At 58.4% G+C, this 10,604-nt stretch carries 18 protein-coding genes and 1 pseudogene; 10 read left to right on the top strand and 9 right to left on the bottom strand.

Going from position 1 to position 10,604, the window contains the following annotated elements; translation table 11 throughout:
- The first annotated feature begins 235 nt into the window (after nucleotides 1–235).
- Genes RH91_RS21940 through RH91_RS23340 form a run of 4 tightly spaced genes read left to right on the top strand, consistent with a single transcriptional unit; the run spans nucleotide 236 to nucleotide 1,494 of the window.
- Nucleotides 236–565, top strand: a complete 330-nt coding sequence (locus RH91_RS21940; protein ID WP_010165314.1) for a conjugal transfer protein TraD — start codon at nucleotides 236–238, stop codon at nucleotides 563–565.
- Nucleotides 566–578: 13 nt separating this feature from the next.
- Nucleotides 579–794, top strand: a complete 216-nt coding sequence (locus RH91_RS21945) for a conjugal transfer protein TraD (RefSeq protein ID WP_010165315.1) — start codon at nucleotides 579–581, stop codon at nucleotides 792–794.
- Nucleotides 791–1,234: a GNAT family N-acetyltransferase gene (locus RH91_RS20630; RefSeq protein WP_010165316.1), complete on the top strand. Its 444-nt coding sequence runs from the start codon at nucleotides 791–793 to the stop codon at nucleotides 1,232–1,234. The genes RH91_RS21945 and RH91_RS20630 overlap by 4 nt, the downstream gene beginning before the upstream one ends.
- A gap of 44 nt (nucleotides 1,235–1,278) precedes the next feature.
- Nucleotides 1,279–1,494, top strand: a complete 216-nt coding sequence (locus tag RH91_RS23340; RefSeq protein WP_010165317.1) for a hypothetical protein — start codon at nucleotides 1,279–1,281, stop codon at nucleotides 1,492–1,494.
- Between the two features lie 80 nt (nucleotides 1,495–1,574).
- Here the strand turns inward: RH91_RS23340 and RH91_RS20640 are convergent, their stop codons facing one another.
- Nucleotides 1,575–1,808, bottom strand: a complete 234-nt coding sequence (locus tag RH91_RS20640) for a hypothetical protein (RefSeq protein WP_010165318.1) — start codon at nucleotides 1,806–1,808, stop codon at nucleotides 1,575–1,577.
- A 331-nt stretch (nucleotides 1,809–2,139) separates the two neighbouring features.
- Here RH91_RS20640 and RH91_RS23655 point away from each other — a divergent pair, with 331 nt between their 5' ends.
- Nucleotides 2,140–2,511, top strand: coding sequence for a PilZ domain-containing protein (locus tag RH91_RS23655; protein ID WP_157137072.1), 372 nt, complete (start codon nucleotides 2,140–2,142; stop codon nucleotides 2,509–2,511).
- 192 nt (nucleotides 2,512–2,703) lie between these two features.
- The gene (locus RH91_RS20645) at nucleotides 2,704–2,934 is read left to right on the top strand and encodes a hypothetical protein (protein WP_010165320.1); all 231 of its coding nucleotides are present in this window, start codon (nucleotides 2,704–2,706) and stop codon (nucleotides 2,932–2,934) included.
- Between the two features lie 13 nt (nucleotides 2,935–2,947).
- On the opposite strand, the gene RH91_RS20650 is transcribed toward RH91_RS20645, so the two are convergent.
- The gene (locus RH91_RS20650; protein WP_010165322.1) at nucleotides 2,948–3,445 is read right to left on the bottom strand and encodes a MucR family transcriptional regulator; all 498 of its coding nucleotides are present in this window, start codon (nucleotides 3,443–3,445) and stop codon (nucleotides 2,948–2,950) included.
- Nucleotides 3,442–3,717: an HU family DNA-binding protein gene (locus RH91_RS20655; RefSeq protein ID WP_010165324.1), complete on the bottom strand. Its 276-nt coding sequence runs from the start codon at nucleotides 3,715–3,717 to the stop codon at nucleotides 3,442–3,444. The genes RH91_RS20650 and RH91_RS20655 overlap by 4 nt, the downstream gene beginning before the upstream one ends.
- Nucleotides 3,718–4,664: 947 nt before the next feature.
- On the opposite strand from RH91_RS20655, the gene RH91_RS20660 reads away from it, so the two are divergent.
- Entirely contained in the window at nucleotides 4,665–5,543 is an 879-nt protein-coding gene (locus RH91_RS20660; protein ID WP_010165325.1) for a RepB family plasmid replication initiator protein, read from the top strand.
- Between the two features lie 50 nt (nucleotides 5,544–5,593).
- Here the strand turns inward: RH91_RS20660 and RH91_RS20665 are convergent, their stop codons facing one another.
- Both RH91_RS20665 and RH91_RS20670 read right to left on the bottom strand, forming a co-directional pair.
- Nucleotides 5,594–5,875 (bottom strand): ribbon-helix-helix domain-containing protein, encoded by a 282-nt coding sequence (locus RH91_RS20665; RefSeq protein ID WP_010165326.1) that lies wholly within the window; start codon nucleotides 5,873–5,875, stop codon nucleotides 5,594–5,596.
- Nucleotides 5,875–6,510, bottom strand: a complete 636-nt coding sequence (locus RH91_RS20670; RefSeq protein ID WP_010165327.1) for a ParA family protein — start codon at nucleotides 6,508–6,510, stop codon at nucleotides 5,875–5,877. Before RH91_RS20670 ends, RH91_RS20665 begins: the two co-directional genes overlap by 1 nt.
- Before the next feature lie 289 nt (nucleotides 6,511–6,799).
- On the opposite strand from RH91_RS20670, the gene RH91_RS20675 reads away from it, so the two are divergent.
- Together RH91_RS20675 and RH91_RS20680 are read left to right on the top strand one after the other, a co-directional pair.
- On the top strand, nucleotides 6,800–7,144 hold the full coding sequence (locus RH91_RS20675; protein ID WP_010165328.1) for a type II toxin-antitoxin system RelE/ParE family toxin: 345 nt from the start codon (nucleotides 6,800–6,802) through the stop codon (nucleotides 7,142–7,144).
- A 14-nt stretch (nucleotides 7,145–7,158) separates the two neighbouring features.
- Nucleotides 7,159–7,482 carry a helix-turn-helix domain-containing protein gene (locus RH91_RS20680; RefSeq protein ID WP_010165330.1) on the top strand — a complete coding sequence of 108 codons (324 nt, stop codon included), beginning with the start codon at nucleotides 7,159–7,161 and terminating at the stop codon, nucleotides 7,480–7,482.
- 283 nt (nucleotides 7,483–7,765) lie between these two features.
- Here the strand turns inward: RH91_RS20680 and RH91_RS20685 are convergent.
- Nucleotides 7,766–8,279: pseudogene (locus RH91_RS20685) on the bottom strand (tyrosine-type recombinase/integrase); the annotation flags it as partial.
- Nucleotides 8,280–8,459: 180 nt separating this feature from the next.
- On the opposite strand from RH91_RS20685, the gene RH91_RS20690 reads away from it, so the two are divergent.
- Entirely contained in the window at nucleotides 8,460–8,699 is a 240-nt protein-coding gene (locus RH91_RS20690) for a hypothetical protein (RefSeq protein ID WP_157137073.1), read from the top strand.
- Nucleotides 8,700–8,728: 29 nt separating this feature from the next.
- Here RH91_RS20690 and RH91_RS20695 read toward each other — a convergent pair whose 3' ends face one another.
- The 3 genes from RH91_RS20695 to RH91_RS20705 form a co-directional block, all read right to left on the bottom strand.
- Nucleotides 8,729–9,238, bottom strand: coding sequence for a hypothetical protein (locus RH91_RS20695; RefSeq protein ID WP_157137074.1), 510 nt, complete (start codon nucleotides 9,236–9,238; stop codon nucleotides 8,729–8,731).
- A 135-nt stretch (nucleotides 9,239–9,373) separates the two neighbouring features.
- A complete protein-coding gene (locus RH91_RS21955) occupies nucleotides 9,374–10,006 on the bottom strand; it encodes a hypothetical protein (protein ID WP_081469609.1) in 633 nt (210 codons plus the stop codon).
- Between the two features lie 22 nt (nucleotides 10,007–10,028).
- The gene (locus tag RH91_RS20705; RefSeq protein ID WP_010165338.1) at nucleotides 10,029–10,334 is read right to left on the bottom strand and encodes a hypothetical protein; all 306 of its coding nucleotides are present in this window, start codon (nucleotides 10,332–10,334) and stop codon (nucleotides 10,029–10,031) included.
- Nucleotides 10,335–10,604 lie beyond the last annotated feature (270 nt).

Below are 10,604 nucleotides of genomic sequence, written 5' to 3' on the forward strand. Positions count from 1 at the left end.
CCACAGCACTGGAGCCGGATGAACGACCGATCACCTTTGCAGAGAAATGGTAGATTGCCATGACGAGCGTGCTTCTACCCTTCTTAGCGCAGATCGGCAACGATCTATAAGCGCGCACTCACAATCCACTTCGCTCCTCGTTGATTGACTAGATGCGATTTGCATTCATGCCAGGCTTTACCCCTTTCTCCGGTATGATAGGATCATGCCGATCGATACACAGAAGGCGAGAGCAATGCGAAAGGTGCGGGATTACGACGCCGAGTTGAAGGCGCTAAACGACAAGGCCCGATCTCTCAAGGCAAAGCGGGTCGAACAGCTAGGTCAGCTCGTCGCAGCAACAGGTGCCGATGCGCTCGATGCAGAAACCATTGCCGGTGTACTACTTGACGCGATAGGATCAAAGGATGCGAGCGCGAAGGAGGCGTGGCGATTGAAGGGCGCTGCTTTCTTTCAGCAGCGCGGGCGCAAAAATGGCGGCGGCACTGCGATCAACGGATCGGGCGTTCAAACTGAACCGGGCGGCAACACTGAGGGCGGAAGCGGCGAAACGGCGAACGAATAGCGCGGACTGGATCGTGCAACGCCGCGAACGAACACGTCACCTGATCGAACTCGGCGGCCTCGTCCAAAAAGCCGGCTTGGTTGAACTGACTGACGACGATCGCGCTACCCTCTACGGTGCACTGCTCGATCTTGCCGGACGTGTGCGCAGCGATGATGCCAGTGATGTGTTGGCTCTTTGGAAGCGGCGCGGCAAACGCGCGTTCGATGCAGAGGAACAATTACCGTGATCCGTCCCGCCCTGCTTACCGATCTGGCCGCGATCAACACGTTCGATATCTTCGCGGGCAGCCGTCTCCTCGAGATCGTTGATAACCACATGCTCGTGGCAGAGGTCGATGGCGAGGTCATCGGCTACGCGGCCTGGGTGCTCCGGGGCTTCGTCGGGCACGATTACATTACGTACCTTGGGGTCGCCCCCTCGCACCAGCGCCGCGGCATTGGTAGCATGCTCCTGCTAGCCGTCGAGGCCACGATCGGCTCAGACCGTGTGTTCGTCTCCACCCAGGAAGACAATCACACCATGCTCGCCTTTCTGCCCGTCGAAGGCTGGGTCAATGCTGGTGCGGTCGCCGGAGCACACAAGGGCGATCGGGCAGAAGTGTTCTTCTACAAGGATCGCACGAGCGAACGTGTCGCAAACACGCTCAACTCCCATGCCCTGCCATAACGCCGTCACGGTTGTTGCCTATCAAGCGACCAGGAGAACCGACGATGCGCTCGACAAATTCTCTGTTCGATGATGCCGTGATCGACTGCATGGCAAGCGACCGACCGCCGACCGTTCAGGAGCTGTTCCATGTCGCTGAGCGTATCTGGGCAGAAGGCGCAGCCGACCGATCGGCGTTTCGCTGGGGCCGCCTTGCGCCGACTGACCCCGCCAAACTGTTGTCGCTGCGTGCCGCTCAGGCAGCGCTCCTGGGGTCATGACGGGCGTCATTGATCCCAGAAAGCACCAACGTGAACGGTGAGTTTTGGGTAGGCCCTGCCGCTTGGTTCGCTCACCACGCTTAGTCGATCGTGATCACAATGCGGTCGATTAGGTTGCGTCCACGCGTACTGACAGGATGGGTGAGAAACACATCGTAGCCATCACCCTCATTGTCCTCGATCTGCCCCACAATATCCTGAAATGCGTCCAAATCGTCATCGCTATCGCTGATGGGCTGGAATATCGCCCCGCCTTCAGTTCCTTTGACTCGATACGTGCTGCCGCCCTCCAGCAGCTCTTCCAAAAACGCCATTCTTTGTCCTCTTGCGCATATCGGTTGATCGGTTTGTCGATCGTGACATTATGCTTGTGCGCGTCGTTCATATCGTTTTTGAACCACGCTTCGTCGAGCGCAAACGCAATATCCAGCTGGTCGTACTGGATCGGGCCGAACCTCGTGTAATGGGCGAGCATCCCGCGCGCTTCCAGCTGCTCGGCATGGAGCGTGTATGGCCGTCAAATGATCCGATCACGCGTCGGCAGGACGAATTGATTCTTAATTCTAGCGGGCTAGGAGCACGCGCATGCCAAGCTGCGAAACGCCAATCGCTACAGATATACCACAGGCGAGGGATACCCCGCCCATGGCGGAACGCGCCGTGCGTACCAGCGTGCTGCTAGCCGCAACTATCGAGCAGTTCGGGGGGGACCATGCTCGCACCCACAAGGTACGGGATCTCTCTAGCGGGGGTGTCCGTGTCGATCAGGGCGACGCGCTTCGGAAAGGAGCTACTGTCGTCATAACCGTCGGATCGCTGGAGGCAGTGCCGGCAACCGTGGCCTGGATTGCCGGTGGGTGGGCCGGCTTGAAGTTTGCGACGGTGATTGATCCCGACCAGGCGCGCACACGGGCAGCGCTTAAGCCAAAGCAGGTTTCCAATCACAAAAAGTCTGATCTATCTCCCGGTCCTACCGTTGGATGGGCCCGTGACCTGCGGAACCCTTACCGTCGATAGCAATCATAGGTTGCGGTGGGTGGCTACGCCCAACCATTTTTCAGGTGCATATCTCGATCCCGCTGGTCGAACGGTGCGGCTCGTGCCCAGGCCCTCAGGGCATTCGGCCCAACCTATCGAGCCGGATGCCCTGGTAGCGTTAATTGTCGCCGTCGTCATCGCGCCAATGCTGATGCTCAGGAGGATCAGCCGATGCGCTCGATAAATCCCTTGTTCGAAAATGCGGTGATCGATTGCGTAGCGACTGATCGGCAGCCGAGCGTCCAAGAACTGTTCCGTGTCGCACAGCGCATCTGGTCGGACGGCGCTGCCGACCGTTCGGCGTTCCGCTGGGGTCGTCTTTCACCCACCGATACCGAAAAGCTGCTCGCCCTGCGCGCCGCCCAGATTGCTCTGTCCGGGTCAGTCGCGCGGAAAGAGTAACGGCAATGTCGGCTTATTCAGAAATCGACCGCAACTTCAATTTGCGCCGCTGCGGCGGGCCCGGCTCCTGCGCCGTCGCTTGTTGTGCGGGCTTCCGGCCCAACCCAATTTTTTTTGCCAGGGCGCGCCGCGTTTCCGAATAACTCTCGGCCACTATCGGATAATCTGCCTTGAGGTTGTAGCGGTCCCGATATTGTTCAGGTGTAAGCCCATGTCCGCTCAAATGGCGCCGCAGCATCTTATACGGCTTGCCATCGATCAAGGAGATGATGTGATCCTTCGACGCTAGCGATTTACGTACCGTCACCGCAGGCGTGAACTGCTCGGGCGCAGCCTCCACAGCCGACGTGTTTGGTTGGTCGATCAACCCCGCAACGCTGTCGTGCATCCGGCTGAGAAATATCGGCACGTCCGCAGCCGCGGCGCGCGTGTTGGGATTGCTTAGCCACGCGATCGTCAGCGCTGCTGCGAGTTCGATCGCATTGGGGCTGGTCTCTGTTTCTGTTGTCACGAGGAAATCTTGTCCTTAAGCATTTTGGCTGGTGTGAACACCACCTTGGTCGACGCAGCAATCTGCATCGCCTCGCCGGTCCGGGGATTGCGACCAGCCCGGGCGGCTTTGGCTCTACTGGAGAACTTGCCGAACCCAGGCAGCGACACGTCCTGGCCCCGCGCGTCCGCATCACCGATATCACCGAACACGCGGTCGATTAGCGCTCGAGCCTTGGAGGCACTTAGATCGCTTCCCTCGACAATGCCTTTCACAAGATCGTCCAGCTTCATTAAAGATCTCCCCGGAAAATGCACCGGAATAATCGTTCCCGGCTCGGGCGCAACAGTTCATCTCAATATTTACCCCGTGCATGGAATATGCTGCCGGGTCGGCCACCCTGAGGGTGTTGTTCACCCTCTTTTGACCAAAAAACCCGTTACTATGATCAGCGGGAGTTCGCGGCATTGTTCGATCCGGCGTGAGTTGATCCGCGAAAGCACGAATGCACACACCGTCGCCCGCCGCGAAAAGTGAGCTCTGGGGTAGCGCATCACCGGCTAAGGGGTGGGTCCGCCACGGTTCACAGTCGTCGCGGACTTGAATTGACCAAGATTAAAGTAGCACGGATAAAGCCGATTTAAGCGTCGCTGGCTGTGCATGCTGCGTTAGGGGCGTCAGTTGTGCCCAAAGCCCCTTCCCTGCCCTTACGGAGCTCCGGAGCGCCGATGTGGCATGATTCTGCCGTATACTCCGCCTCTCTTCTCTTTCCGCTAAGCCTTTCGGCGCTTGCGCCGCTTCTGTGACGCGGAAGGCGGCACGAAATAAAGCCGCATCGGCTTATAGCCGAGCCACTAGACCCTATCGGTCAGAGGTTATCCACAGCCTGAGCTACCCCAAACCTCACTTTTGGTGGTTCAGATTCTATAATTCTTCTATTTCAAGATTCAGGGATGCGAGAGCTTAGTATTTCTGGGGAAAATTGGCTTCAACGGTGAGGCTTGGGGTCGATTCGCGTGAGCTTCGGGGTAGGTTCTGGTGAGCCTTGGGGTCGGTAAAGGTGAGTGTTCGGGCTGGGTCTGGTGAGCTTTGGGGTCGCCGGTCAACTGCCTTGGGTTTGACGGTGAGTTTTGGGGTACCCGTCTCGCAGTTTCATCGGGGAGCCGGAACATTTGCCTAGCTCACTTTTCGGAGTTAAGGTGAGCCGGTAAATTCCTCTTGCTCACCGTTGGCCAAGCCTATGTCGCAACCTACCGTGGTCGATATGACGTTCCGTACGCTGGCCCAAAAGGGGCGTGGGAATCCTTTTGATCCCGCCAACTACGGGGAAATCGTCAAGCCTGGCGAGCTGGTCGATATTGTCGAGCTAAGCCCCCTCACCCTCGCCGATCGCCGTATCTACAACCTACTGATTGCCAACGCCTGGGAGCGCATTGGCGAGCCGATCATCCACCGTATTGCGAAGTCCGGACTCAAAGGGACGCATCAAGGCAACGATCGCGTGGAAAGCTCATTACTGCGTCTCATGGGAACGATCGCGATCGTTACGATCCGCAAAGACGGTAAGAGCTACAAGCGCCGTGTCCAGCTTCTTGGCCCTAGCGATGAAAGCCTAGAAAAGGACGGCTTTCTTCACTACCGCATTCCGGAAGAGCTGATCGAGATACTGCGGAACAGTCAGGTCTATGCCCGTCTCAAAACGCAGGTGATGTATTGCTTCGAGTCAAAATACGCCCTCTGCCTGTATGAAATGATCGAGCGGCGTATCGGCTTGGAATATAAACAGAAGGAGGAGTTCACGCTTGAAGAGCTACGCGGCCTGCTCAACGTTCCGGATGGCAAACTCGAACGCTTCGCCGATCTGAACAAATACTGCCTCAAGGTCGCCGTCGAGGAAATCAATAAACTCTGTCCCTTCTATGTCGATTTTACGCCGATCAAGAACGGGCGCAAGGTCGAACGGGTGGCGCTCCACTGGTTTCCGAAAACGTCCAGCGGCAAGCGCGATGCGCAGAACCTGATTGATCAGCACAGCATTGTACGACGGGCCAAGCTAAGGGGCGGGTTTCCCGATCTGCCTGTTCTGGTTGATTTTAGCACGTCGGCCGCGCAAAGGTGAGCCGCTACCCAAAAACTCACCTTTCGTGGACTCAGTATAGCAGTATACCCTTATACGCCACGCACGACGCGGCTCCTGCCTTTCTTTACGAACAGGTCGTCCAGCGCCTCACCCAATAGATTCTGCACCGTCGTCCCCTCCTCGGCCGCAAGAATACGGAGCTGCGTGCTGACTTTGGGGGCGAAATGTCCGCCAATCAATTTGGTCTCCTGCCGCCCGGCCTGCGCGGGTTTGGCAGGGGGTGGCGCGGTGATCGGAGTGGACGTCGCTGGGGTGTCACCGCCCACCTTGGCACGGTCGAGCATCGCCTGAAGCGTGTTACCCTTGGCCATTATACCGTCTCCGCCTTTTCGTATAAACGTATAGCCGTATACGCGTATAGTTGGTTGATTTCCGCTGCAGCCGGCCCGTTCGGCTCGAACTCCTGCACTGCCTGGCCTACGGCCTGCGCGCGAAAGAACGCCTTGCGGTTGCCGATAGTCACTGGACAGATCGCCGCGCCCAACTCCTCGACCGCTTTCATCGCATCGGCCGTCTCCTGTCCTTGGGGCGGGACGAATGTCAGCACGACAGCAAAGGCGCGATCCAGTTGCCGCACCACGTCCAGCGTGTGCGTCATGCTCATTGTGTCGAACACCGCCGTCTTCGTCGGCACGAGGATAAAGTCGGCGTGCCGCGCCGCCTCATAGGTAACATCACGCGCGACGGCTGCGCCGTCGATTACCACAAGGTCCGTGCCGGCGTCGGCACAGGCCTTAAGCATCGCCGTGAGCCGCACCGGCTGGATCGAAGCGACGGCCGGCGTGTCGAGCTGGCGCACATCTTTCCAGAACGAGGCCGTTGCCTGCGGATCCAAATCGATGATCGCGGCTTCCTTGCCTGCCTGCTCGGACGCCACGGCAAGGCAAGTCGCCAGCGTCGTTTTCCCGACGCCGCCTTTCTGCGAAAGGATAGCAAGAACCTTCATGCTCAACTCCTATGGGTATCAAATTATACCTGTATACACATATACAATGGAAAGCGAAAGGGAGCGTTACGGCTCTGGGTAGTCACCGTCGAGCGGGTCGTGGTGCATCTCCCTTTGTTCCTTAGCCGCCCTTATGCGCGGATCGTCACGCGACTGCGCCGAGACGCGGGCACGGCGGCTCGGTCTGGGCCTCAGGCGGAGATAGAGCCGTGCCCGACGGGTCGCGCTCGCCGCTTATTGATCTGGAAAGCAATCCCCGCTATATTCCTTCCATGGAATACAACGACCGATGACTTGGGGCGTTGAGAACACCGACGAGTTTGGAGCCTGGTTCAGCGATCTGAGCGAGGCCGATCAGGACGCGATTGACTTCACGGTCGACCTTTTGATCGAGCAAGGCCCGAAGCTACGCTTTCCCCACTCGTCGGGGATTAACAATTCGCGGCACTCGCATATGCGCGAGCTACGGATACAGAGCGAAGGTCGGCCGCTGCGGGTGTTCTACGCCTTCGATCCTCGGCGATCGGCGATCCTGCTGATCGGGGGCGACAAGACAGGTGACGGCCGTTTCTATGAACAGCTGATCCCGGTCGCGGACGAGCTTTACGACGTGCATCTGAAAGAACTGAAGTAGGAAGGATTGTTGAAATGAGCGGACACCGCCCATTCTCCGACCTCAAAACGGGTTGGAGCCCCGAGCGCCTAGCGCGGAGCGAAGCACGCAAGGCGAAGTTAGCCAACGGGCTGGTCAGCTTGGAACAGTTGCGTGAAGGGCTCGGCATCAGCCAGGAGGAACTGGCGAGCGTGATGGAGGTGCAGCAGCCAGCCATTTCGAAGCTAGTCCGCCGTCCCGACATGAAGGTCAGCACGTTGCGCGACCTGATCGCGGCGATGGGTGGCGAGATGCACATCACCGCGACCTTTTCCGATCGTTCGGTTGAGATCGGCAATTTTACAGCCTCGGCCGCTTGAGTTAGCCGCTGGCCGTCTCTGATGAACCGCCTACACCGCCACTTTTTCCACCGGCCGCAATCAGGCAGCATCGCGAGAGGAACTGCGTCAGCCAATCGGCGTTCGTTCACGGCCTCAATATCGGCGCTAGCACTGTTGAACAGTGGTAAGCTGGAACGATGAAGCTCTGCGGCTTTGCACGTCGGCTGCTTGGTGTGGTGCAGAAGCATGGTTTCGGGTTTGCCGTCATTACGTAGCAATAGGTAAGCGGCGCAACGATAGGAATCTGTATACAGGTATACGGCTAGACCAGCACCCGCTCAACCTCGTCCAGCGTCACGTCGTCGGGGCGGCGATCGTAGAGCTGGTTCGTGCGGGTGGATGCATAGTTTGCCATCGTCGCAGCGCGCTCCAGCCTGCCGCCGTTTCAGATAGGCGGTGATGCCGGTCGCGCGGAACGAATGGCTGCCGATCGCCGTCGCGATCTCGGCCGAAACTGCGCGTCGGCGTACCATCTGGAAGGCATTGGCCTGGGGGAGGGGGGTATCGCTCAATCGCTTGTTCCCCCGCTCTATCGTGCGGAACAGTGGCCTCTCGGCCTGGCCGCGCAGCTCGCACCCGTCGAGACAGGCAGTCAGATATTCCTTCAGATTGTGGTGGCAGGGAATTTCGTGGCGCTTGCCACCCTTCTCATGCAGCTGCACACTCAGGCGACGGTTCTGCACGAACACGTCCTCCACGCGTATCGCCAGCGCCGCGACGATCCGGACTAACGAATAGAATATGAGTCCAATCAGCGCCCGATTTGTCAGAAAAGCACGGGCACGCTTACCGGGTTACCGGGTTACCGGGGGCAGTCCGAGCTGGCACGGTCCATATCGGCCTTCCGCCGCAACGTGTTCCGGATAAGCGAAGCTTGCACTAGTCAGCCTCGTTTGGATTAGTTGGCGTCGTTCGGTGGCGCGCAACTTTCACCGTAGCAAAATGTTTGTGCGCGTGTGCGCGCTTTGCTTGCCGGCATCGACCGCCTCGGATGCGACCTGCTTAAAAGAATCGACAAGCTACCCGCTCTTCAGATCAGCGGCTACGTCGCCGATTGGCTTGTCCGGCGCCAGGCCATGCGCCTGAGCACTGCCTTTGACCGCACCGAGTGCGTCGTTGGCGACGCGGCCACCACGATCTACGTTGCCTGTGGCGAAATCAAAACTGATTACCCCTATTCATGCTTTCCAGCCTGAACACGCGTACTTCAGCTTGCCGATGGCCGCTAGCGGCAACGATAGCCGTTGTTGCGGTTCTGCTGGCGGTCATGATTTTGATCGAGAGTCTTACCTAGCAACGCGCCACCACCCGCTCCGAGTAGCGTTCCAAGCGTCCCACCGCCCAGCACATTACCAAGCACACCACCGCCAACACCACCAAGAACAAGTCCAGTAGTGCCATTGCTACGCTTGCAATAATAACGACCATCGCTACCGCGATAAACTTGGTCATTTGTGGACAAGCGACGCTCGCGGTAGCGACCATCCTGATAGCCATTCGATGGGTCCCAATTTCCATCGCGCTCGCCATGCCAGCGACCGTCTCCATTACCTTGATCGCGATTGCCTTGGTCATAGCGGCCTTGATCGCGTCGGTCATCACCGCGTTGATCGCGACCCTGCTGCTGATCTTGCTCCGCTCGTTGATCATCATGACCATAACTCTGCGCCCTTGCGCCTACGGAGAGACCAGAGATGGCCATCAGGCCTGCGGTTATAATCGATATTCTGTTCATCGGTCTCTCCTTGGTCTGCAATGCGAGCAACTTGGGAAATGCGCGTCAACGACCACCAGTTCCGAAGCATTCATTCGGCTGTCGCGTGGATAACGCCACGTGGCTCGCCCGACAGACCGAGCGAGCCACATTCGTTCAGATATGCTGGGTTTCGTTGCCGTACAGGCCGCGTTCGCGCTGTACCTGCTCGGACGTGTAAGCCGGAGCGTTTTCATCGAAGCTGCTCCATCCGCTATTGCGGTAAGCTTGTCCCCGCGTCGCTGCATCGACCGACTTGTTGCGCTGAAGCACGGCCTCCGCTTCGCTGACGAGATCGTCGGGTACCTTTGCACTTACAAGCGAACCACCGCGGCGAACACCTTCCGAATAGACGTGCGCCTCCTCATCCGTGTGACCGGCATTCTTGAGCGCGCCTACGATGCTACCTGTGGCAGCACCGCCTGCGGCACCAATGCCCGCACCTGCGGCGGTCGCAGCTAGCCATCCGGCCGCTACGATCGGCCCAAGGCCAGGAATGGCGAGCAGACCTAAGCCAGCAAGAAGCCCACCTGCGCCGCCCAGTAAGGCACCAGTGCTGGTGCCGCGACTAACGTCGCCATGATCGTTAACGTCGTCATGATCCTGGTCGACATGCTCGCCGTGGCTCTTGTCGGCATTGCTCGCAACAATGCTGAGATCATCGTGGGAAATGCCGAGGTTTTCTAGCTCCCGTACCGCGTTGGTGGCATCTGCATAATTGTCAAACAGGCGGGTAATGGTCTTGGACATGGGAGTTCTCCGATGAAAGGGATCAGTGACCGGTGATGTTGCCCTTATAGTCGAGCATGACCGACAATTGCTTGCCGCCCTTGATGGCCGTCCCCTGCCACAAGCCGTTGGCCTTGGTGAGCTTGGACAGGCTGGAATAGCCGGCCTTGGCGAACCGGCCGCGCGCCTGGTTCTCGGTAAAGGAGTTAGCGCCTTTTGCAGGTGCTGCAATTGTTTTGGGCGACCCGTTCTTCACTACCGGATTATGCGATCCGTTCTGAACGGATTGGGCATTCACGCCGGTTGCGAGCAGACCCGCGGACGCGACCGTGAAAATTAAGCGTTGCATAGACACTCTCCTGTTATCGAAACGCTGAAACGATCGAACGGAAAAGATGGGTGCAAACCGTGTTCAGCGCCTGTCCTGCCGACAAACGTCGAGACGGGATTCATCCATTCGCAGCCATATTGACTGCGAAAGCCCGAAAATACAGAATTACAAAAGTGCACGGTCGGCGCTGATCATGGGGCCCCAAAACTCAGAACTACTTTGGTAGATTATGCGTCTAGGGGTGGATCCAGCGGCGCTTGGCAATGCGGGCAGGGCCACGGCGAGGGT

This window comes from Sphingomonas sp. PAMC 26617 (genome assembly GCF_000242835.1).
Lineage (GTDB): Bacteria > Pseudomonadota > Alphaproteobacteria > Sphingomonadales > Sphingomonadaceae > Sphingomonas.